Source organism: Tepidibacillus sp. LV47 (assembly GCF_048381575.1).
Lineage (GTDB): Bacteria > Bacillota > Bacilli > Tepidibacillales > Tepidibacillaceae > Tepidibacillus.
Genome location: NZ_JBLWIF010000002.1, coordinates 258,670 through 283,866, shown reverse-complemented (window position 1 = coordinate 283,866; position 25,197 = coordinate 258,670). Strand labels below are relative to the sequence as shown.

The 25,197-nt window shown below is 39.1% G+C and carries 22 protein-coding genes; all 22 read right to left on the bottom strand.

Going from position 1 to position 25,197, the window contains the following annotated elements:
* Window positions 1-13: 13 nt before the first annotated feature.
* The 22 genes from ftsX to ACMW72_RS04435 all read right to left on the bottom strand — a co-directional run bounded on the left by ftsX (window position 14) and on the right by ACMW72_RS04435 (window position 24,834).
* On the bottom strand, window positions 14-907 hold the full coding sequence (gene ftsX, locus ACMW72_RS04540) for a permease-like cell division protein FtsX (RefSeq protein ID WP_418367646.1): 894 nt from the start codon (window positions 905-907) through the stop codon (window positions 14-16).
* A complete protein-coding gene (gene ftsE / locus ACMW72_RS04535; RefSeq protein WP_418367645.1) occupies window positions 897-1,583 on the bottom strand; it encodes a cell division ATP-binding protein FtsE in 687 nt (228 codons plus the stop codon). The genes ftsX and ftsE overlap by 11 nt, the downstream gene beginning before the upstream one ends.
* Before the next feature lie 327 nt (window positions 1,584-1,910).
* A complete protein-coding gene (locus ACMW72_RS04530; protein ID WP_418367644.1) occupies window positions 1,911-3,623 on the bottom strand; it encodes a methyl-accepting chemotaxis protein in 1,713 nt (570 codons plus the stop codon).
* A gap of 204 nt (window positions 3,624-3,827) precedes the next feature.
* Complete coding sequence (locus ACMW72_RS04525; protein ID WP_418367643.1) at window positions 3,828-5,024, bottom strand: argininosuccinate synthase; 1,197 nt, start codon at window positions 5,022-5,024, stop codon at window positions 3,828-3,830.
* Between the two features lie 100 nt (window positions 5,025-5,124).
* Window positions 5,125-6,093, bottom strand: coding sequence for an ornithine carbamoyltransferase (gene argF / locus ACMW72_RS04520; protein ID WP_418367642.1), 969 nt, complete (start codon window positions 6,091-6,093; stop codon window positions 5,125-5,127).
* A complete protein-coding gene (carB, locus tag ACMW72_RS04515) occupies window positions 6,080-8,974 on the bottom strand; it encodes a carbamoyl-phosphate synthase (glutamine-hydrolyzing) large subunit (protein ID WP_418367722.1) in 2,895 nt (964 codons plus the stop codon). The genes argF and carB overlap by 14 nt, the downstream gene beginning before the upstream one ends.
* 1 nt (window position 8,975) lies before the next feature.
* Window positions 8,976-10,091, bottom strand: a complete 1,116-nt coding sequence (locus ACMW72_RS04510) for a carbamoyl phosphate synthase small subunit (protein ID WP_418367641.1) — start codon at window positions 10,089-10,091, stop codon at window positions 8,976-8,978.
* Window positions 10,092-10,113: 22 nt separating this feature from the next.
* Window positions 10,114-11,322, bottom strand: coding sequence for an aspartate aminotransferase family protein (locus tag ACMW72_RS04505; protein ID WP_418367640.1), 1,209 nt, complete (start codon window positions 11,320-11,322; stop codon window positions 10,114-10,116).
* On the bottom strand, window positions 11,319-12,143 hold the full coding sequence (gene argB, locus ACMW72_RS04500) for an acetylglutamate kinase (RefSeq protein ID WP_418367639.1): 825 nt from the start codon (window positions 12,141-12,143) through the stop codon (window positions 11,319-11,321). Before argB ends, ACMW72_RS04505 begins: the two co-directional genes overlap by 4 nt.
* Complete coding sequence (gene argJ, locus ACMW72_RS04495) at window positions 12,106-13,335, bottom strand: bifunctional ornithine acetyltransferase/N-acetylglutamate synthase (RefSeq protein ID WP_418367638.1); 1,230 nt, start codon at window positions 13,333-13,335, stop codon at window positions 12,106-12,108. The genes argB and argJ overlap by 38 nt, the downstream gene beginning before the upstream one ends.
* Window positions 13,336-13,351: 16 nt before the next feature.
* Window positions 13,352-14,410: an N-acetyl-gamma-glutamyl-phosphate reductase gene (gene argC / locus ACMW72_RS04490; RefSeq protein WP_418367637.1), complete on the bottom strand. Its 1,059-nt coding sequence runs from the start codon at window positions 14,408-14,410 to the stop codon at window positions 13,352-13,354.
* 194 nt (window positions 14,411-14,604) lie between these two features.
* Entirely contained in the window at window positions 14,605-15,609 is a 1,005-nt protein-coding gene (hypE, locus tag ACMW72_RS04485; protein ID WP_418367636.1) for a hydrogenase expression/formation protein HypE, read from the bottom strand.
* A 2-nt stretch (window positions 15,610-15,611) separates the two neighbouring features.
* Window positions 15,612-16,721, bottom strand: a complete 1,110-nt coding sequence (gene hypD / locus ACMW72_RS04480; protein WP_418367635.1) for a hydrogenase formation protein HypD — start codon at window positions 16,719-16,721, stop codon at window positions 15,612-15,614.
* A complete protein-coding gene (locus ACMW72_RS04475) occupies window positions 16,702-16,929 on the bottom strand; it encodes a HypC/HybG/HupF family hydrogenase formation chaperone (protein ID WP_418367634.1) in 228 nt (75 codons plus the stop codon). The genes hypD and ACMW72_RS04475 overlap by 20 nt, the downstream gene beginning before the upstream one ends.
* 26 nt (window positions 16,930-16,955) lie before the next feature.
* A complete protein-coding gene (gene hypF, locus ACMW72_RS04470; RefSeq protein ID WP_418367633.1) occupies window positions 16,956-19,253 on the bottom strand; it encodes a carbamoyltransferase HypF in 2,298 nt (765 codons plus the stop codon).
* Window positions 19,232-19,897 carry a hydrogenase nickel incorporation protein HypB gene (hypB, locus tag ACMW72_RS04465; RefSeq protein ID WP_418367632.1) on the bottom strand — a complete coding sequence of 222 codons (666 nt, stop codon included), beginning with the start codon at window positions 19,895-19,897 and terminating at the stop codon, window positions 19,232-19,234. Before hypB ends, hypF begins: the two co-directional genes overlap by 22 nt.
* An 86-nt stretch (window positions 19,898-19,983) precedes the next feature.
* Window positions 19,984-20,334 (bottom strand): hydrogenase maturation nickel metallochaperone HypA, encoded by a 351-nt coding sequence (locus tag ACMW72_RS04460; protein ID WP_418367631.1) that lies wholly within the window; start codon window positions 20,332-20,334, stop codon window positions 19,984-19,986.
* Between the two features lie 2 nt (window positions 20,335-20,336).
* Window positions 20,337-20,762: a Rieske (2Fe-2S) protein gene (locus ACMW72_RS04455; protein ID WP_418367630.1), complete on the bottom strand. Its 426-nt coding sequence runs from the start codon at window positions 20,760-20,762 to the stop codon at window positions 20,337-20,339.
* Window positions 20,759-21,250, bottom strand: a complete 492-nt coding sequence (locus tag ACMW72_RS04450) for a HyaD/HybD family hydrogenase maturation endopeptidase (protein ID WP_418367629.1) — start codon at window positions 21,248-21,250, stop codon at window positions 20,759-20,761. The genes ACMW72_RS04455 and ACMW72_RS04450 overlap by 4 nt, the downstream gene beginning before the upstream one ends.
* 13 nt (window positions 21,251-21,263) lie before the next feature.
* Window positions 21,264-21,935, bottom strand: coding sequence for a Ni/Fe-hydrogenase, b-type cytochrome subunit (cybH, locus tag ACMW72_RS04445; protein WP_418367721.1), 672 nt, complete (start codon window positions 21,933-21,935; stop codon window positions 21,264-21,266).
* A 94-nt stretch (window positions 21,936-22,029) separates the two neighbouring features.
* Entirely contained in the window at window positions 22,030-23,745 is a 1,716-nt protein-coding gene (locus ACMW72_RS04440) for a nickel-dependent hydrogenase large subunit (protein ID WP_418367628.1), read from the bottom strand.
* Between the two features lie 3 nt (window positions 23,746-23,748).
* Window positions 23,749-24,834: a hydrogenase small subunit gene (locus ACMW72_RS04435; protein WP_418367627.1), complete on the bottom strand. Its 1,086-nt coding sequence runs from the start codon at window positions 24,832-24,834 to the stop codon at window positions 23,749-23,751.
* Window positions 24,835-25,197: the final 363 nt, after the last annotated feature.

The window sequence follows — 25,197 nt, the reverse complement described above, 5'->3', positions numbered from 1 at the left end:
TAAAATTTTTATTTCATATCTTTAAGAATCGACGAACAGACATCATGCTTCCCCAGACTCCAATAAAAGCTCCAATTCCGATTAATAACCCAGAAATCTGGTAAGCTAATGGATATAAGGGCAGGAATTGAAGGAATGATATGGATAGATTCGTATTCATCTGTTCTAGCAAATAGCGATAACCGAGGATAATTGCGAGAATCGGTATGATCGAACCAATAATTCCTAGTAATAGACCTTCTACGAAAAACGGCCAACGAATAAACCAATTGGTTGCTCCTACGAGTTTCATGATTTGAATTTCTCGTCTTCTTGAATAGATTGTAATTTTTATCGTATTGGAGATTAAGAACATGGCTGTAAAAGCAAGTCCAATTATAAAGACGATTCCAATATTACGAATCCAGTCGGTAATTTTAAATAGTCTTGAAATCGTTGTTTTTCCGTAATCAACGTCTTCTACGAAATTCAATTTGGCAATTTTCAAAGCTATTTCTTCAGTTTTTCTAGGATCTTTCGCTTGTACAATAAATGTATCATTTAATGGATTATCCTTTTCTAACCCTTCTAGAAGATCTGCATCCTTACCTAAACGCTCTTTTAATCTCTTTAATCCTTCTTCTTTAGATATAAAGATTAACGACTTGACGCCCTCTATTTTTTTTATTTCGTTTTCTACGGTTTTTATTTGACTGTCGTTAATATTTAAATCTAAAGAAACAACAATCTCTACTTGGTTTTCTACTAAATTTGCCATGTGATTCACATTCAATGCGAGTAAAAGAAATATGCCTAAGATGAGGAGAGTTACAGTAACAGCACTGATCGATGCAAATGTCATCCAACCATTTCGCCCAATGTTTTTTAGTCCTTCTCTAAAATGTCGGCCGAATGTTCTAATCGTCATAGCCATATTCACCTCGTTGCTGATCCCTTACGACTTGTCCGTTTTCAATCGCTATGACCCTTTTTCGCATATGATTCACAATTTCTCGATTGTGTGTTGCCATAACGACCGTTGTTCCTCTGAAATTAACTTTTTCAAATAACTCCATGATCTCCCATGAAGTATCTGGGTCAAGATTTCCTGTTGGCTCGTCCGCGATAATAATAGAAGGGTTATTAACAAGGGCGCGTGCTAGTGCTACCCGTTGTTGTTCTCCCCCCGATAATTGGTTTGGAAAAGCTTTTAATTTATCTTGTAGTCCTACTAATTCAAGAACTTCTGGTACACGTTTGCGTATTTTGCTTTTTGGTGTCTCGATCACTTCCATTGCAAAAGCTACATTTTCATATACTGTAAGGTTAGGAAGCAATCGAAAATCCTGAAAAACAACGCCAATATTTCGACGAATCATGGGAATCTGTCTTTCTTTTAAACGATCGATGTTAAACCCATTAATGAAAATTTCACCTTTTGTCGGCTTTTCTTCACGATACATTAATTTAATAAACGTTGATTTCCCTGCCCCACTTGGCCCTACGACATAAACAAACTCATTTGGTTTTATTTTTATATTGATTCCTTGAAGAGCATTTACACCATTGGGGTAAGTCTTCCAGACATCAAACATTTCAATCATCTTTTCACACCCTTTTTAATATTCTAAGCTGCAATAACCAAGTCTAGTTTTAACCATTCGACATTATCTTGTTAAATCCTTTTTTTTATTGCAATGTAAATTATGTTTTTGCAGTCGTTTTTTACCATAAACGACAAATTTTCATCTTTTCGCCATATGATTTGCTAGAAAAAGTATTTCCTAGGAAATTTTTAGCGAAAGAATCAAGATAATGTAGAAAGGGTCTTTTATTAGAACGAATTTGTCGAAAGGAATGTTTCATTGTAACATAAAAAAGCCTCTACCAACTTCGTGATAAAGGCTTGGAATCTACCATTTCCTCACATTCTACTCCTCTTTTATCGATTGGGCGATTTCATCAAGTAATTGAATAATCTCATTCGAATAACCTTCTAGTTCCTTTAACTTCTGTTCAGCTAATGCAAGATCTCCCTTTGAATAGGCTATAGCTGCTTCTTTTGCTGTTTGATGGACCAGTCGATGCGGCTCTTCCATCCTTTGATAGGTCGTCAAATTTTTAAATCGACTAGCTTGTTGACTATAATACCATTTCCCTAAGCGACATTGTTTCTCACTTTGAATAGAATCTGTATCAACTTGGACATAACCTAACAACATATTATAGATTCGCCATTTCCATAATAGATGATCAGTTTTGGCTAAGTTTAATAACCCCTTCTCATCCACTTGAATTCCAATTTGATCAATACTCTTCCGTAATCTTTCAGACATTGTACTTAAATTATAAATCGCTTCTCCAGTGGCGATACCTTTTTCTTTCCCAACACGAATTAATTCATCAATCTGCTGATTTTGTTCTGTGATCTGAGCAATTGCGGCAGCTTGTTCTTGATTCGCGGCAGCAATCCCTTGCATTGATTCGCTGATTTGATTAAATGTATCAATAATCTGCACTAACTGTTGAATCGCCTGTGTTGATTCTTGAACACCGTGGTTGACAATCTCCCCCGTCTCAAGAATCCAGGATTTAATAGAGTCTGCATCAGATACTAATTCCTGAATGGTCGTCGATATGGAATTCACCGATTCCTTCGAATGCTCAGATAACTTCCGTACTTCTTGAGCCACAACAGCAAAACCAAGTCCATGTTCTCCAGCTCTTGCCGCTTCAATATTTGCATTTAATGCTAATAAATTGGTTTGATCGGCAATATCGCGGATGAATTGGATCATGTTTTCCATTTGTGAAATTTTTTTCACAAAATCATGAATAGCGGCAATCACTTTTTCGTATTGATCTTCTAAATTGGCCATTTTCTGCAAGGCATCTTCAATCACTTTCTGCCCTTTTTTTGCTTCTGATACAGATTGATGAGAAAAGTCAGCTGCTGAATTAGAAGTCGATGCAACTTCCTCGACTGCCGAATTAATCTCCTGAATCATTTGTTGAATTCCCGACGACAATTGTACTTGTTGATCAAGGGACTCTAAAAGTCCTTTCACCTGATCAATTTGAGCATTATAGAAGACTAACTCAGATACACCATTTGAAAATAATGATACGAGATGGGTTGTATACATTTCGACCCAAACCATTTGACAAAGTAATAGCAATTTTTGAAAATAGCGTAATTTAGGTGCAACCATTCTCCAATCCGATTCTGAAAGAAGCTGTTCTTGAATGGTATCTATTATTGTTTCTGTAGCACCGATGAGCCAATCGGGTTGAAGTTTTGTTTCAAGTAGTAGTTCGATGATTTTCCATTGCTTTTTCCGAAAATACTGACCATTTTCCACCACTAGTTCAGTCAAAAATGAAGAAATATATTGTTGCCAAGTACTTATTTGAAAATCATCGCCTACAATCTCTTTGACTTTCTCTAATAATCGTTGTTCAATGATTGGTTGGTGCTTCTGAATAAGTTGACGAAATTCTACCAGAAGTTCAGGATTTAATTCCTCAAGTCCGATATATCGCATTTTTTCGCGAACCTTTGAATCTAAGTCCTCTATATGATTTTTTTCACTTATGAATTCCGATTGAACTCCTTGAACTTTATATTTCCAAAACCAGCCCACGAATTTCCCCCCTATAATGATCACACTACTTATGTATAAACATTTATACAAAGTTTGACATTTTCCTGCTCTTTTTTTAGATGATTTTGTGAAATTTTTGAAGGAGACATCACTCCATTTTTAAATCATATCAAGATATCGGCTTGTATTACTACGTAAAAAAAGGAACAAAGTCTTTTCACAACTTTGTTCCTTAAAGTCTAACTATTTTTTATGCACTTTTGCGTATACTTTTGTGGGTAAACCCCAAATATGAATAAAACCAACAGCCGCTTGATGGTCAAACTGGTCATCTTGATTGTATGTGGCCAGTTCATAAGAATATAATGATTCCTCAGAAGAACGGCCAACGACAATGGCATGGCCTTTATGCAGTTTGACCCGAACTTTACCCGTTACCACTTCCTGTGTTTTATCAATAAATGCTTGTAAACTTTCCATTAATGGTGAAAACCATAATCCTTCATAAATCATATTGGCAATCTTTTGTTCAATCATCGGTTTAAATTGAGCCATCTCTCTTGTATGAACGAGACTTTCTAGAGCTTGATGAGCTGTGATCAAAACGGTGGCAGCAGGGGTTTCATAGATTTCACGGGATTTGATTCCCACTAACCTATTCTCCACATGGTCGATGCGGCCGACTCCATGTTTTCCTGCGATTTTGTTTAATGTTAAGATTAATTCATCAAGGGGTAATACTTCTGAATTTAGGGCAACGGGAACACCTTTGTTAAAGGTAATCTCCACTTCTTCTGCTTCATCTGGTGCGTTTTCAATCGAAGCGGTTAATTCATACGCTTCTTCTGGCGGAGCTACCCATGGGTCTTCAAGAACACCTGCTTCACAACTTCTTCCCCACATATTTTGGTCGATACTGAAGGGATTTTCTTTTTTAATCGGAATGGGTATTCCATGTTTTGCTGCATATTCGATTTCTTCATCCCTTGTCATCGACCATTCGCGAACTGGTGCAACGATTTTCAAATCAGGTGCTAACGCAGTTACCGACACATCAAAACGCACTTGATCATTTCCTTTTCCTGTTGATCCATGGGCGACTGCAACTGCTCCTTCTTCCCTTGCAATCTTAACCAGCCACTTGGCAATTAATGGCCTGGATAATGCAGAAACCAATGGATATTTGCCTTCATATAAGGCATTTGCTTTTAACGCAGGTAAGATCATTTCTTCGGCAAATTCTTTTTTCGCATCGATGACATAAGATTTGATTGCCCCTACTTTTAATGCCTTCTCTTTGACAAAATCAAGGTCTTTTCCTTCCCCAACGTCTAAGGCCACAGCAATGACATCGTAATTATATTTCTCCTGCAACCATTTGATGGCAACCGAAGTGTCCAAACCTCCCGAATAGGCTAAAACAACTTTCTCCTTTTCCATTCCCCTCAAGTCCTTTCTCTTTAAATCTGAAACAAAGAGGTTGTTTAATATTTATTCATACAAGAGAATAATAATACAAACAGAAGAAAAAATAAAGACCCTATTTCTTCCCCATTAACGCAACCAAAATCGCTTTATGTGCATGAAGCCGATTTTCCGCTTCATCGAAAACAACAGAATGTTTCCCTTCTAGTATTTCTTCTGTTACCTCTAATTCTCGGTATGCAGGCAAACAATGCATAAAAATATAATCTTCCTTTGCTCGCATTACCAACTCTTGGTTCACCTGATAAGGTGCAAAAATTTTTTTTCGAAGTTCTTTCTCCTCTTCTTGCCCCATACTTGCCCAAACATCAGTATAGACCACATCAGCACCCTCAATCGCTTCCTTAGGATCGTTGGTAATCAGGATTTTACTTCCAGTTTTCATTGCTTCTTCTTCTGCTAGCTCGACGATTTCTTTCTTCGGTTCATAGCCACTTGGAGAGGCAATCGCAATATTCATTCCTAATTTGGCTCCACCAATCAATAACGAATGAGCCACATTATTCCCATCACCAAGGAAAGCTAACTTCAATCCCTGTAGTTTGCCCTTATTTTCATAAATCGTCATAAAATCAGCAATTGCTTGTGTTGGATGAAAGAAATCAGATAAACCATTAATAACGGGAATAGTCGCATGCCTTGCCATTTCGACCAGTTTTTTCTGATCATCGGTTCTCATCATAATCCCATCGAGATAGCGGGAGAGGACACGAGCTGTATCGGCGATGGTCTCGCCACGGCCGATTTGTAAATCTTGCTTGCTAAGAAACAACGCATGCCCCCCTAATTGGATCATTCCCACTTCAAAGGAAACTCTTGTACGAGTGGAAGATTTTTCAAAGATCATTCCTAATGTTTTCCCCTGCAAAGGTTGATAGATGATTCCTTTTTTTTGCTTTTCTTTTAGCTCTAATCCTAAAAAAATGAAATATTTAATTTCTTCAGGCGTATAATCGGCTAATGTTAAAAAATCTTTTCCTTCAAAAGCAAACGAAGATTCGGAAAAAGTTTCAGATAACCTCATTTCGAACTCCTCCTTTTTGCAAGATTTTTTCCTGAAATTCTCTTAATGTAAAGGGAAACGCCTGGCTCTTTTTCGAATAGGAATTCACTTTTGCTAATGCTTCATCTAAGCTCCACCCTAAAGCCATAATTTCACCTGTCGACTTCATTTCTGGTCCCAATTGATCGGTAATCCCTGGTAATTTTTGATTAGAAAAAACAGGAGCCTTCACGGTATAAAAAGGAGTTTCCTCTAAAACGCCGATTGGATAAGGAAGGGACTTTAATTTCTGTCCTAATTGAACCATTGTCGCAATTTTGATCATTGGAATCCCTGTTACTTTACTGATGACCGGAATCGTTCGCGAAGCCCGAGGATTGACCTCTAAAACATAGATTTTATCACCATAAAGGATCATTTGAATATTTACAAGACCCACAAATTTCCCGTGTTTAAGTACTTTTTCTACAGTTTTTATCACTCTTTTTTTCTCATTAGAACTGAGTGAAAACGTTGGTAAGACAGCTGTACTATCTCCTGAGTGAATTCCTGCAGGTTCAATATGTTCCATAATCGCAGGGATAATCCAATCCTCTCCATCTGCGACTGCATCCACTTCGATTTCCTTTCCAGGGATAAATTGATCGATAAGCAATGGATAGAAAGATTGATCCTGAAGAGATTGTTGCAACTGATTAAGATATTGGGTTAATTCTTCTTGTGAATGAATCACTCTCATCCACTGGCCGCCAATGACAAAAGAAGGACGAATCAGTATGGGAAATCCCAGTTCAGCTATCGCCTGATCCAGATCCGCCATATTCCAGATGATTTTACCGGGTATCGGCTCAATTCCAGCTTGAACAAGAAACTGATTAAATTGTTCCCGATCCTCCATTTGCTCGACAACCGATAATGGCGTTCCTAATAGCGGTACCAATGAATCTAGTTCTTTTCCAAGCTTTAACCCCGTTTGCCCGCCAACTTGATAGATGACGCCATCGACTTGTTCCTTTTCAAGGATCGGAAGGATATCCTCAACCGTTAATGGTTCAAAATAAAGACGGCTAGACATATGGTAATCGGTGCTCACGGTCTCTGGATTATTATTGATCACAATGGAATGAATTCCTTGTTCTTGTAAAGTTAATGCCGTATGAACCGCACAATAATCAAATTCGATTCCTTGGCCGATCCGAATCGGTCCAGAACCAATAACGGCAATTTTCTTCCCTGTTAACCTTTCTCCATCATCTTTCCCATGTCTTGTGGAATAAAAATAAGGAGTTCTCGCTTCAAACTCTCCTGCACAAGTATCCACCGCTTTATAGGTGGGTTTAATCTGTAATTCTTTCCATTTCTCCCTTACTTCCCTTTCGGAGATACCAAGAGTTTTGGCAATAAAACGATCAGAAACCCCTTTTGTTTTAACGGCAGCTAGTTCTTCCGGTAAAATGTCGTCGAGGGAATATTGCTTTTCCTTCCAAGATAAAACTTGTTGTTCTAGTTGAACCATTCCTTGAAACTTAGTTAAGAAAAAAGGATGGATATGAGACCAACGTTGGATGGTTTGAATGCTGATTCCCCTTCGTATCGCTTCTGCGATCATAAAAATCCTGCGATCATCGGCGATTTTAATCCCTTTTTCTAGTTCCTCATTCGAAAGCACTTTTAATTCATCGAATAGCAAATGATCTTTGCCAATCTCTAAACCACGTATCGCTTTATAAAATGCTCTTTCAAACGTCCGATCAATCGTCATCACTTCTCCTGTAGCCTTCATTTGTGTACCCAGCCGACGATTGATATAAGGAAATTTATCAAAAGGCCACCTTGGAATTTTTACAACAACATAATCTAAGGCAGGTTCGAAACTAGCGTATGTGTTTTGTGTAATTGGATTCTTAATTTCATGTAAGGTGTATCCTAATGCCAGTTTGGTAGAAATGCGGGCAATGGGATATCCTGTTGCTTTTGAGGCTAAAGCACTAGAGCGACTTACCCGTGGGTTCACTTCAATGACATAATATTTGTCCCCATCAGGATGAAGGGCAAATTGAATATTACATCCACCTACCACACCTAAAGCTTTAATCACTTTTATTGCTGCTGTTCGCAGCATTTGATATTCCCGATCATTTAATGTCTGGGATGGAGCGACAACAATACTATCTCCCGTATGAATTCCCATTGGGTCGATATTTTCCATATTACAAACGATAATACAATTGTCTTCTTTATCGCGCATCACTTCATATTCAATTTCCTTCCATCCAAGTAGACTGCGATCCACTTGGATTTGACCAATGGGACTCTCCTTCATTCCTCTTGTTGCAATTTCCAGTAATTCTTCCAAATTCTCAGCTACTCCGCCTCCTGTTCCCCCTAATGTATAGGCAGGGCGGATAATAACAGGGAAGCCAATAGTCTTTGCAAATTGAACAGCTTCTTCAATCTTATTCGTAGTGATACTTTCAGGAACAGGTTCGCCAATTTCTTCCATTGTTTTCTTAAAAAGTTCGCGATCCTCTCCTTTTTGAATCGCCTCAATGGAAGTACCTAGTATTTCCACCTGATACTTCTTTAACACTCCTGCTTTTTCTAGTTCAATCGCAAGATTGAGTCCTGTCTGACCCCCTAATGTCGCCAATAGTCCATCAGGTCGTTCTTTGGCTATAATCGCAGTTAAAGATTCAACGGTTAAAGGTTCAAAATAAACCTCATCCACAATCTCCTCATCAGTCATAATCGTCGCTGGATTATTATTCACTAAGATAATCTTTTTTCCTTCTTCACGCAAAGCCATACATGCTTGTGTTCCCGCATAATCAAACTCAGCCGCCTGACCAATCACGATAGGTCCTGAACCGATCACGAGTACTTTTTGAATCTGCTTTTCCATTTTATGCATATTGCCTGACTCCTTTTGCTAGCTTACATGTTTCGACAAAATCTTTAAAAATCTCAAAGGCTTCGACGGGGCCTGGATGGGCCTCTGGATGAAATTGTACCGATTGAATCGGGAGATAACGATGCTTCATCCCTTCCACCGATCCATCATTCACATTCCGATGGGTGACAATAAAATCCGTCTTTTCTAGCGACTTTTCATTAACGACATACCCATGGTTTTGGGAAGTAATCCAGATCTGTCCTGTTTCCAGATTAATCACAGGATGGTTAACACCTCGATGACCAAATGGGAGTTTTTCCGTATCTGCACCAAAGGCTAAGCCAAGAATTTGATGCCCTAAACAGATTCCTAAAGTAGGATGAGAACTAGCCAATCGGTGGTACCCTTTTAACCAAGGGGTTAATTCTTTAGGATCCCCTGGGCCATTAGAGAATAAGATACCATCCGCATCCAATTTCATGATTTCCTCAATAGGATAATCATAGGGAATAACAGTCACCGCACAACCTAAAGATCGTAAAGATTCGATAATCGAAAACTTACTGCCAAAATCGACCACCACCACATGTACCCCATCTCCCGGATAGTATTGGGGAGTAGAAGTTGTTACCCGTTCAACGATTGGCAGAATTTCTCCTTTTTTCACTCGTTTTTCTTCCTTCTTTCGTTGTTCCAAAAATTGACGTAATCGATCAAAATCTAATGTTTGACTAATCATGCCATAAAGGGTTCCATGTTTGCGAATGATTTTGGTCAATTCCCTTGTATCAACACCTGATAACCCTGGAATTTGATATTGTTGTAATACTTGTTCAAACGTCTGTCGATATTGACTATGACTAGGTTGATGGCATAATTCAGCTACAATTACACCAGCTACATAGGGACGAATACTCTGATCATCCACCACATTAATTCCATAGTTACCAATTAAAGGATAGGTGAAATTCACGATTTGTCCTGCATAGGAAGGATCGGTGAGTACCTCCTGATAACCGGTCATTCCTGTTTGAAAAACAACTTCACCCGCCGAATCTTGTACTGCACCGATCCATTCTCCCTCAAACCAATCGCCTGTTTCTAAAAGAAGATATCCTTTTCTCATTTTCTTTCTCCTCCTATCCGCTTTACACTGATCTTGTTTGCCTTTCACTCGCTCTTTTTTTCTCATTTTTCAACCATTGATCGATACTTCTTTTTAAGATTGCGACGGCTTGATCAATCTCCTCTTGTGAAACATTTAACGGTGGTAATAAACGTAACACATGAGGTCCAGCTGTTAATAATAGCAATCCTTGATCTTTTGCAATTTGAATCAAGTCAGCAACAGGGATCTCCCATTCGATACCGATCATTAACCCTTTTCCGCGGATCTCTTTAAGTTGCGGGATATCTCCTATTTCTTGCTGTAATTGCTCTATTAGATAGCTACCCATCTTCACCACATGGGCTAATAGATTTTGTTTTTCGATGGTTTCAATCGTGGCCAAACCTGCTGTTGTCGCTAAGAAATTTCCGCCAAAAGTAGATCCGTGGCTTCCTAAAGAAAATCCCTCTTTTAATTTTTCACGCGCAGCCATTGCTCCAATTGGAAATCCGCTTCCAAGCCCTTTTGCCATCGTGATGATGTCTGGTTGAATGGGATAATGTTGAAAACCAAACCATTTTCCCGTTCTGCCAATACCCGTCTGTACCTCATCAATGATCAGTAAAAGATCATGTTTTCTTACTAATTTTTCTACTTCCACTAACCACTTTTCATCAGCTGGATGAATTCCCCCTTCACCCTGTACCACTTCTAAGAGGATTGCCGCAGTATGAGCGGAAATAGTTTGCTTAAGCTTTTCAATATCCCCAAAAGGAATGGAAACAAACCCTTCTGGCAGTGGCTGAAACCCTTCTTTTACTTTTGCTTGCCCTGTTGCTGTCAGTGTTGCTAATGTTCGGCCATGAAAAGATTGTTCAAAGGTAATGATCTGGTACCGGGCTTGCTTTTTTATGACTTGCTGGTATCTCCGTGCTAATTTGATCGCCGCTTCATTAGCTTCTGCACCACTATTGGCAAAGAAAACAAGATCCATCCCACTAATTTCCGCCACTTTTTTCGCCAATTGAATCTGAGGTTCGATGACAAAGAGATTGGATGTATGCCAAAGCTTATCAAGTTGTTCGGCCACTTTTTGTTTTACTTCTTGAGGAACATGACCCAGCTGCAGGACGCCAATTCCAGAGGTGAAATCCAGATAAGCATTCCCCTTTTCATCCCAAAGCAAGCTCCCTTCACCTTTTACAGGATGAATCAGTCCAGCAGGATATGTAGGAAAAAGCGGAATCATAAAACCACCTCTTGTTTACAAATTCTTGTTCCAATTTCATCTTCATCAAGGACTTTGGCTAAAACGCCATCTTGGCGCCCATCTACCACATAGATATCATCGATTCCCTTTTCTAGACATTCCATTGCTGCCTGTACTTTGGGAATCATTCCTTTCACAATTTCACCTTTTGCAATGAGATGCTCAATATTCTTTGGACTTAATTGATGGATAATCTTTTTCTTTCCTTCTTCCGTGCGAAAGATTCCTGGAGTATCAGAGACCATGATTAATTTTTTCGCTTGTAAGTAGACGGCAAATGCTTGTGCCACCATGTCCGCATTAATGTTATAGATTTGACCCTGTAAATCGATCCCTAAAGGACTGATAACAGGGATCACCTTCTCTCTCTGAAAAAAAGGTAACAAAGGAAACGAAACACTTTTTACTTTTCCTACATAGCCAAGAGAAGGATCAAGACGTTCTGCTTGAATCATTCCGTAATCAATTCCGCTTAATCCAACTGCCTTTCCACCTAGGGCTTGAATTCTTCTGACGATCTCCTTATTTTCTTTTCCATTTAACACCATCTCGACCACTTGTAACGTTTCTTGATCGGTGATCCTTAATCCATTGACAAAGGAAGATTGGATCCCTAATCGTTCTAGCATCTTGGTTATCGAAGGACCTCCGCCATGAACAATAACCGGAAACCAACCGTCAGCTATCATTTCGATCATCTCTTGGTAAAATTGATCTGTTAATTCATTTAAGACACTGCCACCGATTTTGATGACAATCAATTTAGGTTCGATACGTTGCATTGATCCGAACGTACTCATAAGTTAAATCACACCCCCAGGCTTCAGCAGAATATTCCCCAAGATGCAGATCGACTTGAATCTCTACTTCACTTTGGCTTAATGCTTCTGTTACCTCTTCTTCCTCATATCGTTGTTTTTGGCCATTTTTTAGGACCATAATCGGACCTAAGGTAATATCGATTGTATGAGGATCTACTGGATAGCCGCTATTTCCAATCGCCACAATGATCCGCCCCCAATTCCCGTCTGCACCATACAATGCTGCTTTGACTAAATTACTTCCTACGATTTTTTTGGCAATAGTTTTGGCCATCATCAAAGAAGAGGCGCCATCCACTTTTACCGAGACCAATTTAGTTGCTCCTTCACCATCTTTTGCAATCCATTTAGCTAATTGTTGTGCTATATAAGTAAAACCTTGATAAAAAACTTCCCACTCGGGATGATTTTCATTAAGAGGCGTGTTTCCTGCTAAGCCATTTGCCATGGCCAGAACCATATCATTGGTCGAAGTATCCCCATCTACCGTAATCATATTGAACGTTTGATCGGTTACATCACGTAATATCTTTTGTAATGCTTCTGGATGGATGTTGGCATCGGTCGTAATAAAGGCTAACATCGTTGCCATATTGGGATGAATCATCCCTGAACCTTTCGCAGTACCGCCGATGGTGATCTTCTTTCCTTCTATTCCAATTTCTATGGCGAGAGACTTTACAAATGTATCTGTGGTTAAAATCGCTTCACCAAAAGCGAGCCCATTTTCACTTGATATCGAATCAGGGAGTTTTGCAATTCCTTCAACAATTCGCTCCATCGGCAGCCTCTCACCAATGACACCCGTTGAAGAAACCGCTACATTCATAGGTGAAAGATCAAAGGTTTTCGCTACCGTATCCCTCATCTCATAAGCATCCAATAATCCTTGTTCACCTGTATATGCATTGGCATTGCCGCTATTGACAATGACAGCTTGCAAGTAAGGTGAATCGGCTAATGATTCCTTAGTTACTTGAATGGGTGCTGCTTGAAAGATATTCAATGTATAAACAGCAGCACTTACTGCGGGAACTGCGGAAATGATAAGACCTAAATCTTTCTTTTTCTTGCGAATTCCGCAATGAATACCACCTGCTTGAAACCCTTTAGGCGAAGAAACACTTCCATTTGGGATAACCCTGATTTTTTCTTGTTTCAGTTGATTCATCATTTTCCACACCTTCTTATGGATAAATTGGAATTTGGGTAAGTCCTAATGTTTGCTCCCAACCCATCATTAAATTTAGATTTTGGACAGCCTGACCAGCCGCACCTTTCATTAAATTATCAATAACTGAAAAAAGAATAACCCGGCCTGTACGTTTATCGACATAATAGCCGATATCACAAAAATTGGTTCCATAAACCTGCTTAGTTTCGGGATATTCCCCTTGTTTGCGGATACGGATAAATGGCTGATCCTGATAATCCTCTTGATAAAGCTTTGCTACAGCTTCATCGCTGATGTCGTCTTCTAGTTCTAAATAAATCGTTGATAAAATTCCCCGTGTTATTGGTAAGAGATGAGTCATCATTTGCACCGTTTCTTTTTTTCCACTAAGTTTCGTAAGGATTTGTTCAATTTCAGGAATATGTTGATGTTTTCCCACTTTATAAGCTTTAAAATTCTCATTCACTTCCGAGAAATGAGTATTTCGTGAAAGCCCTCGACCTGCACCTGACACTCCTGACTTTGCATCAATGATTACAGAGCGAATGGGAAGTTTTCTCCGATAAAACGGAGCTAACGCCAATAAAATACTTGTCGCATAACAACCTGGATTGGCAATAAAATTAGCTTCTTTAATTTCATTCACAAAGACTTCGGCCAACCCATAAACCGACCGTTCTAAGAAACGAGGTTCTGCGGCATTCTTTTTATACCATTCTTCATATAACACCGGATCTTTTAAACGAAAATCCCCTGATAAGTCGATTACTTTAAATCCCGCATTGAGAAATTTTGGAGCAAGATCTTTACTCACTCCTGAAGGTGTTGCCAGAAAAACCAGTTCGCTCGTTTCTTTTAAATCGGCTATTTTTTCATCAGCAAGTTCGGAAACACTCCGGATTGGGATATTGATGAAAGAACGAAAATGGGGATATAACTCATCTAATTTTTCTTGTTCTTGCGTATGGACAAATAAGTGGCGAATTGATACGTTTGGATGCTGATGCAAAATTCGAATCAATTCAACACCACTATAACCACTCGCTCCAACGATCACTACATTTAACACCATTCATTCCTCTCCCATAAGAAACTTTTTCCTTGTCACATAATTATTAATTTCTTTGAATCATTATACAATCGTATATTTATAAATTCAATTGTTTTTTTATACATAGTTTGTACTTTTTTAAAAATCTATAAAAAAGGTTGTACTTTGCAAAACGAGTTCCTTGCAAAATACAACCATATTAAAGTTATTCACACTTAACAAATTCTCGGTAGAAGCATACCCGATAATCGATCTAAACGGCGAGTACTTCCCAGTGGGGTTTTTAGGTAAAGCCGTCCTTTTCCTTTTCCCGTCACCTTTCCAATGGCTTTTGCGTATTTTCCTATTTCATATTGATGTAAAATGGATAGAACCTTCTCTTCATCCTCTTTTCCTACGATAAAAATGACTTTTCCTTCATTTGCCAAATAAAATGGCTCATAACCAAGGATATCGCAAGCTCCTTGCACTTCCCTTCTTACGGGGAGGAGCAATTCATCAATTTCCATCGTGACGTGAAAGTCTTCACAGATCTCTACAAGTGTCGTAGCCAGACCACCCCGAGTTGGATCTCTCATGATCCGAACATGATTAGAGGCTTGTAAAACCTCATCAATCATATGATTTAATGTCGCACAATCACTTTGAACTTCTGTCTGAATCCCTAAGTCTCCTCGAGCAGCAAGAATCGCTATCCCATGATCACCTATTGTCCCACTAATGATGATAGAATCCCCTTCTTGCATTCTTTCAGGGTTTACCGTATGTTGTTCATCTATCCAACCGATCCCTGTGGTATTAATATAGAGTCCATCTGCACTTCCTTTTTCAACTACTTTTGTATCACCAGCAACGATTTTTACACCAGCTTTTTTCGCTTCTTCTGCCATGGAATGAACGATTTTCTTTAGATCAACAATCGGAAAGCCTTCTTCGATGATAAAACTGGCAGTGAGAAACTTTGGAATCGCTCCACTTACTGCTAAATCATTAACAGTTCCTGTTACGGCTAATTTCCCTATATCTCCCCCTGGGAAAAAGAGCGGTTTGATTACAAAACTATCTGTGGAAATAGCAAGCCTTGAATGTTCCATAGAAAGAATGGCTGCATCCAATTTGGCTTGTTCTTCATGGCCAAAGGTATCTACAAATACTTCCTGAATCAGTTGGTGGGCTAATTCTCCCCCATCCCCGTGGGCTAAGCCGATTCGATCATTCATAATTATTCCTCCCTCATATATTGATAGTGGGCAGCACATGTTCCTTCACTCGATACCATGCAGGGCCCAATGGGATGAAGAGGGGTACAAGCTTTATTAAAAAGAGGACACTCCTCAGGTGTAATAATCCCCCGAATGATTTCCCCACAGCGACATGCGGTTTTACGCGGCTCTCCTACTATAATATTAAATCTTTTCTTCGCATTTAAGTGGGCATATTCTTCTCGCAAATCTAAGCCACTGTTTTTGATGATCCCGATTCCCCGCCACGCTTCATCACTCAGTGTCAAATACGTTTCCATTAGTTTCTGGGCTACTTGATTGCCTGTATCGGTGACGATACTTCGATGATCATTGATAATCTCTGCTTTTTCTTGAAGGAGCAATTGTAAAAGTTTATAGATACTGCTTAATATTTCTACCGATTCAAACCCGCTTATCACACCAGGGATCTGATATTCATCCACCAGATATTGATAACTATTTTTCCCTAATACAATGGATACATGGCCTGGTAATAGGAATCCATCGATCTTAACAACCTCAGATTCTAGTAAATGACGAATGATTGGTTCTACCAATTTCGTGGTTAACCACATCGAAAAGTTCGTAATTCCTTCATCATCTGCCATTTTCAGGGCAACAGCAAGAACAGGAATCGTGGTTTCAAACCCGATTCCTAGAAAAACGACTTCTTTATCTGGATGCTTCTTGGCGATTTCCACTGCATCGACAGGGGAATAAACGACTCGAATCTCTCTGCCTTCAGTTTTCGCCTCCATCAGCGAACGCTTCGTACCTGGGACCCTGATCATATCGCCAAAGGTACAAATGATTCGATTTTCCCCTTCCGCCAATTGGATCATTGCGTCAATCGATTTTTGATCGGTCACACAAACGGGGCAACCAGGACCAGAAATAAGCTTCACATGATCCTTTAACGACTTTTTAATCCCCGTTCTTGCTAAAGCCATCGTATGGGAACCACATACTTCCATGATCGCTGGAAGTCTTCCATATTTATCTTTATATAAATTCGCTAAGTTCATCACTTTTGCTAATAACTTTCGACTCAACTCAGGGTTGGAGGATTCATTCAGAATCTCTAGCATCAGCAAGCTTCCTCCATTCCTCAATACTGACCATTGCATATTCTTCGTCAACGATGGACATAGCTTGTCCTGCATGAACAACCACGTATTCACCCACTTGCACATCGGGGACAAAGATAATACCTACTCTCATTTTTGACCCCATAACATCCACTACTGCCGTATATTCCTCTTTTTCAATTACTTTTGCTGGAACCCCTACACACATTCCTTACTCTCCCTTTCCTCAATCCTTTAATTCGAGTCTTTATTTATAGCATTTGCTGCGACGATTAACTGACCGAATGCAATTCCCCCATCATTACAAGGAACCTTTTTATGGGTATAAACTTCAAAGCCTAGCTGCGAAAGTCTCCTTTTCATTTCACTAGTTAAAAATGGATTATGAAAGCTGCCCCCTGATAAAACCACTTTTCGGTTCCAGTCTGTTTGGAAACTGGAGACCTGTAGAAGTGCCTCCACAAGAGCAGTAACCACTGTTTGATGAAACATCTGAACGATATCAACCACTGGTTTCTTCTGTAAAATATCCTGTGTTATATGATCAATCATTTTGGTAAAATCGATCTCTAGTCCCTGATCCCCATTTTCTTTAATTTCAAAGGGGTAGGATTCTTGAATCGTGATTTCTTCAGGCATCATTTCAGACAAACGGATTGCTGCTTCACCATCATAGGTGGAAACCTGACAAATGCCTAACATAGCACTAATCGCATCAAACAAACGGCCACACGTCCCTGCTAGCGGCGTATTGACCTTCTTTTCGATCATTTTCTTTAAAATATTAATCTCGTATTCTTTCTCTTTAAAAAGTTGATTTGCTAGTCTTACTCCCTTTTCTCCTAAATAACCAATCATCATCCCGACAGCATTGCGCCAAGGCTCTTTAATCGCTTTTTCCCCACCTGGGAGGGGAGTATAAGTAAGATGAGCTAGTCGCTTAAAAGAACGGGCGTCTCCATAGAGGATTTCAAAACCCCAAATATTACCATCTTCACCATAGCCAGTACCATCTAAAATGATCCCGTACACAGGTTCAGTCAGCTGATTATCTTCCATACACGCCACATGATGGGCATGATGATGTTGCACTTCAAACATCTTCCCCTGCATGTCCTCCGCCAATCTTCTCGTTGTAAACTGGGGATGCATGTCTACAGCAATCACTTTTCCTTGAGTTCCCATCCATTTCATGAGATGGTGAAATTCATTCTTAAAAAAATCGACAACCTCCAAGTGATCCATATCCCCAATGTGAGGTCCTAAAAAGATCTGCTCATGTCTGCCAATGGCAAAGGTATTTTTTTGCTGCCCACCTAAAGCTATCACATCATGGACAGGCTGCTGTGTTGGGATTGGATCGGGAACATAACCTCTTGAACGCCTTAGAAAAGTAAGCTCACCATCAATGACCTGAACCACCGAATCGTCTAAAGGATGTAAAATTTCTCGATTCGTGGTAAGGATAAAATCTGCAATTCCCTTTAATCCTTTTCGTGCCTCCTCATCTTTATAAAGAATCGGCATTCCTGAAGGATTAGCACTTGTCATCACCAACAAACGAAGGTCTGGATCTTCGAATAATAAATGATGTAATGGCGTATATGGCAACATGACCCCTAGTGTCTTTAACCCTGGAGCCAAGTTTTTCGGCAACTGGTTTTTTTTCTTTTGCCTTAAGACGACAATCGGTGATTCGGGGGATTGAAGGATTTTCTCTTCTTTTGGGCTAACAAAACAGTGATCCCTTGCAACTTCTATCGAAGCAGCCATTACCGCAAGGGGACGGTTTGGCCGTCTTTTTCTTTCCCTTAATTGAGAGATAGCATCCTCATTAAACGCATCACAAGCAAGGTGATAGCCCCCTAGGCCTTTAATGGCAACAATAAAACCTTGTTTCAACAGCTGTTGTACTTTTTCAATGGCTTGGTTATGTTTCCCCATCACTTCTCCATCGATGGATAATAATTCAACTTCTGGCCCACAGGAAGGACATGCAATTGGTTGGGCATGATGTCGACGATTCTTAGGATTCTCATATTCCTCCTGACAGGTTTCACACATCTCAAAGGAAGACATGGCCGTATAGGGTCGATCATAGGGTAATTCAGAGATAATCGTATAACGGGGACCACATTGGGTACAGTTGATAAAGGGATAACGATAGCGAAAATTACTTGGGTCTTTCATCTCCCGTAGACAATCTTCACATACCGCCGAATCGACAGGAATCACTAAGGAGGACTTCCCCGTTCGTTCACTTGGGATAATCGTAAAATCTTGATATCCTTTAGGATCTATTTCTTCAATATCAATCGAATCCACTCTCGATAACCTTGGAGGATGGAGCTTGACTTCAGCGATCATTTGTTGCAGGGATTCTTCCTCCCCCTCCGCTACAATTCGTACCCCATCCATATTATTTTGGACAATTCCCTTGATGTCATATTTTTTAGCCAATTGAAAGATAAAGGGGCGAAACCCCACCCCTTGAACCCGTCCTTTTATTATTAATTGGCTGGCTTTAAGCATTTTTGATAGGCACCCCTGATCCAATTGAGCCATTCTTCTAATCCTTCTTCAGTCTTCGCTGAAAGTTGGATCAATCGCGATTCAGGGTTAATCCCTTTTAAGTCTTCGATCGCTTGTTGTACATCAAAATCTAGATAAGGAAGCAAATCAATTTTATTTAACACAACCAATTCTGTTCTGCGGAACATCACAGGATACTTTGGAATTTTATCATTTCCTTCTGGAATACTCAAAACCACCACTTTATGAGCTTGACCTAGATCATACCCAGATGGACAAACGAGGTTACCTACATTCTCAATAAATAAGATATCAATTTCATCTAAATTAAATTCAGGTAACACTTTTGCCACCATTCTTGCATCGAGATGACAGCCACCATTGGTATTAATTTGTACCGCTTTTGCTCCTAATGCACGAATACGGTCCGCATCTTTTTCCGTAGCCAAATCCCCTTCGATCACACCAATGCGAAATTCACTGGATAAGGCCTGTACGGTTTTTTCTAACAATGTCGTCTTTCCCGCCCCAGGTGAACTCATAATATTAATCACTAAGGTTCTACTTTTTTGGAATTGCTCTCTATTAAATTCAGCGGCCTTATTATTATTTGATAGAATGTCTTCCTCTAGAACGATTTTCATATTGATTTCCCCCTCTGTAAAGATTGTACACAACTTTGACACATAGCTTTTCGTGGTTTGTATATTCCAACCCTATACAAACCTATCTAATTTCCTTTGTAAGATTTCACTTTAAACGTTTCCCCAGCAATCAACTTCCCACTCGGAAAGTTACATACAGGACATACCGCAATCCGTTGTTCCGGCATATACTCTAATTCACAAATCACACATTTGGCTTTTGCTTTCTCATGAATGATGGTTAGCTTGGCATTCCTGTCCAGAAAATCAAACCCCTGAGATTTATATACATCAAAAGCCATTTCTAATGCATCTGGCAGTGCATTACTCAATTCTCCAACTATTAATTCTACTGCTTCTATTTTTTTGATATTCCTCTTTCTCGCATCTTCTTCAATTAATTGGAGGATATCACCCATCAAGGCCATTTCATGCATCTTCATCCTCCCCTTTCTACTAAAATAAACCATTTACCATTTTTTTCTTTTAAAGAGTAAAACTTTGGAGTGAATTCGCCTTCACTTTTTTCAATAAAATATTGCTTATTACATGCCAGACAGATCAATTTCTTTTCAAAAGGAATCCAATGAATCAAGGAATGACAGGCTGGACAGGTTTTATCCAGGGCTTTCATCTCTTTCCCATTAGAATAAAGACTAATCGAACGATTCTCCAAAAAAAGATCCTTAACTCCTATAAACTCATTGGGATGAAGCTGACCAAGAGGGAGCCATTTCATCCCAGCCATCTCATCAAGAAATTGATCGATCTTCTCAAAATCCTCTTCTATCAAAGGGGAAACAAATTCTTTTGCAGCCCCAAAAAGGCTCTTTTTCATCTGAGATAAGAACTCTGCCCGGTTCACATGGTTTCCCTCCAAATTTTAACCTGTTGAACTACTTTTTCTATGAGCTTTGGCAATTGTTTTTGAACCGTTTCTGATAATTCAAGACCTAATTGAAGGGAATAGGGCTGAATACCAAACATGATCATTTTTTCGGGTAATCTTTCCCGAAGTTTGGCTGCAGATAATACTTCTTGAAAACCCACTTGATGAATTGACATTTTGATCCCGTAATACTTGGGTATTTCCTCATCCTCAATGGTTATTAGTTCTCCTGCCAGTTTTCCCGCATTGATCGCATCAATGATAATCAAATAATCAGCTTCCTCAACGGGTTCTAATAATTTGATTCCATCCGTTGTCCCTTCTACGATCTCAAGATAAGGTGACTCTGGTAGAAGTTCCCGTAAATAAGGAAGAATATGCACGCCAACACCCTCATCAGAATAGAGGGTGTTGCCAATGCCAATAATAATGATTTTTTTTTCTTTCTTTTCTTCTGTCATCATCTGTTACACACCTTCAGTTTCTATGTTCGCATTCAAACTTGTAACCTGTGAAAATGGAAGATACCGTTCCGTTTCTTGTGAGCCAATCTTCACGAAATGCCATATAAATATGGATCACCATAAACACCATAAATCCCCATGCCACAAGATGATGCCAAGATCGAACGGAAAAACTATCTCCACCAAAAAGGTATGGAACCCAAGAAAAGAATTTCCCCCAAAACGATTCTGGATTGGGTTCAAAATATAAGTAGTATCCAGTAAACATCATGATCAGTGATCCTGCGCCAATAAAAATCCAGTAGCTTAGTTCAGCTAAGGCGTTATGGCCAATATAATGTTTTTTCTTATTTTTTAAGAATAGATAAAATTTAAGTGTTTCAAATGTTCCCTTCCAAAACTCTTTTCGTAGCGGATTAGACTTTGCATATTGATTCCCAACAAAAACCCAATAGAACCGAACAAGTAAATTGATCGTAAAAACAAAAGCAGTAAAAAAGTGAATATAACGGACCCAGCCCATCAAATAGGAATAATAAGCTTCTCCTTGGACCGAAGCAGCAACAAAAGGATGAGCAATATAAACACCTGTAATCATCAAGATGATGATGGCAAGGGCATTGATCCAATGGAATATACGTACTGGAAGCTCCCATACATAGACTTTTGTGAAGTTTCCTTTCATATTTCTGCTTACATGGTTTGGGTCAAAGGTAAATTCAGGCTGATACCTAGGAATTGGATTTGGTTCAGTAGGGATCGACATCAATTTTCCCCTCCTAATAACCAATTTTCAGTTCGGTCATTTTTTCATTTTCTAAGTCTGTCAAATGAACAGCACAAGCCAAACATGGGTCAAAGGAATGGATAACCCTGAGAATTTCGATAGGTCTTTCTGGATCTAAAACAGGCGTACCTCTTAACGCGGCTTCATACGCGCCCACATTTTGATCATCAATTCTTGGTGAAGCATTCCAAGTCGTTGGAACAACCGCTTGGTAATTTTTTGTCTTCCCATCTTCAATTTCAATCCAGTGACCTAACGAACCGCGAGGAGCCTCCATCCAGCCTACACCTTTTGTTTGTTTTGGCCATGTACTTGGTTCCCACTTTGTACGGTCAAATGTTGTTTGATCCCCATTCTTGATATTCTTCAATAGTTCATCCATATCGTTGCGTAACCAATTGGAAATTAAAACCGTTTCAAGTCCTCTTGCTAACGTTCTACCCAAAGCAGACTGCATCGCAGTGATCGGTAAATCTAATTTTTTCAAAGTGCTGTCGATAATCTCAACAAACTCTTTTTTGCCTAGCGCATATCCTACTAACATCCGAGCTAACGGACCTGTTTCCATCGGTTTGTTCTTCCAACGTGGGGATTTTAACCAACTATATTTATCATCCGTGTTTAAATTTTTATAAGGTGCTTTTGGACCATTATAATTTAGTGTGGTTTCCCCTTCCCAAGGATGCCTAGCACCTGTTCCTTGCCCATCATAGGTATACCAAGAACGATCAATAAATTCCTTGATTTGTTCTGGATCTCTTGGATCAACATCATAAACTTTACTTAAATCACCGTCAAGGATAACACCACGAGGCATTCGGTAATCCTTTACTTCCTTCCAATCACTCGTGGAAAAATCCCCATAAACCAAGTAATTGTTTAATCCTCCCCCATAGGTCCAATCTTTATAGTATGAGCCTATAGTTAAAAGGTCAGGAATATAGACTTTGTTCACAAATTCTATTGCGTCATCAATGAGTTGGGAAATATAAGCTAATCGTTCTGCATTCACGCCTGTATCACTATTGATATTGAGTGGAGTCGCCATTCCACCAACCACATAAAATGGATGAGGGTTCTTTCCTCCAAAGATTGTTTGAATTTTTACCACTTCTTTTTGCCAATCTAGTGCTTCAAGATAATGAGCTACTGCAAGTAGATTGACCTCAGGTGGTAACTTATAAGCAGGATGGCCCCAATAGCCGTTTGCAAAAATACCCAGTTGCCCACTATCCACTAATTTTTTAATTTTATTTTGAACCTCTTTAAAATAACCAACAGAAGATTTTGGCCAATCCGAGATCGACTGAGCAATGCGACTTGTCTCAGCAGGGTCTGCTTTTAATGCATTAACCACATCCACCCAGTCTAAAGCATGCAAGTGATAAAAATGAACCACATGGTCATGGACAAATAAAGTTTCATTCATCATCTCTCTGATTAAATGAGCATTTCGAGGAATATGAATATCCAAAGCATCTTCAACGGAACGGACGGAGGACAAGGCATGGACAGTGGTACAAACTCCACAGATCCTTTGAACATAGGCCCAAACATCTCTTGGGTCCCTACCTTGAACAATAAGTTCAATCCCCCTTACCGATGTTCCCGAACTAAAAGCATCTTTAATCACTCCGTTATTAAAATCTGCTTCAATTCTTAAATGCCCTTCTATTCGACTAACTGGATCGATCACCAATCGCTCCATTGATTATTCACCTCTATTTATTGAGATTTCTTGTTTTTTATGGTCTTTTTTCATCGCGGTAACTGATGCATGAATAGCAACACCTGCTAATGCAGCCCCTGTTGCGTAGAGGCCAACTTTTTCAGGATTGATCGTCGTTTGTGTACCAGGGATTTCTGCCTGACGAACATAGAAAGGACCTTTATCCCAAAATTGATTTTCCGTACAACCAATACATGGATTGCCTGATTGGATAGGGAAGCTCACCCCACCATTCCAGCGAATTTGTGCACAAGAACTATATGTAGTAGGACCTTTACAGCCGAGTTTATATAAACAATATCCTTGTTTTGTTCCTTCATCATCAAAGCTTTCTGCAAACAGGCCTGCATCAAAATACGCACGACGGTTACATGTATCATGAACTCTGTGTTGATAGAAAGCTTTTGGCCTCTTCTGATTGTCCAGTTCAGGAATCGTCCCAAACGTGATAATATGGGCAATTACACCCGTCATTACTTCGGCAATTGGTGGACAACCTGGTATTCGAATGACGGGTTTATCTTTAATCAAATCAGTAACAGGTACTGCGTGTGTCGGATTAGGCTTGGCTGCTGCAATTCCCCCCCAAGAAGAACAACTTCCATAAGTGATTACCGCCATTGCTCCTTTTGCTGTTTCAAGAAGAAGTTCTTTTGCAGACCTTCCACCAATCATTAAAAAGTCATCCTTTAAAGGAATACTTCCTTCTACAACTAAGACATACTCCCCATTATATTTTTTAAGGACATTTTGACGTGCTGCCTCAATATGGTGACCAGAAGCAGCAGATAAGACTTCACTATATTCTAGCGAAATCATCTCTAGTAAAACGCTTTCAGCTTTAGGATGAGTAGAGCGTATAAATGATTCAGAACAACCGGTACAGTCTTGCATTTGTAGCCAAATCACTGGAACACGTTTTTTAGTTTCCATGGCCTTTACTACAACATCTGTTTGAGAAAAACTTAAACCCATTGTAGCAGCCAACGCCGTACACATCTGTAAGAAACGTCGACGAGAAATCCCCCTTTCCAGAGCCGATTCTAAAATCGTTTTCTCCCCATCCATTCTTTTCTCCCCCATCTTTTCTAGAATCATAATAATAAAATATTTGATTTATAATTTTTAAAACATTATATCATATAAAAATAGTAGCACTTATTATTATAAAAAGAAAGATTATACAATTATTTTGTTCACAAATTATTCATAAATTACGACATATAGACAATATATTCATAGTAGAAATACTAGATTTATACCTTAATTTCCAACTTAATAAGATCTATAATTCGCTAATATTATAAATATTCATAATTCATCTCATTTATATTAAATTCTCTAAAAATAATAAATTTTTTTTGAAATGACTTCCAACATTTTTAACTTATCTTTATAATGATGAATAGACAATAAATTTTTTAAGTTACA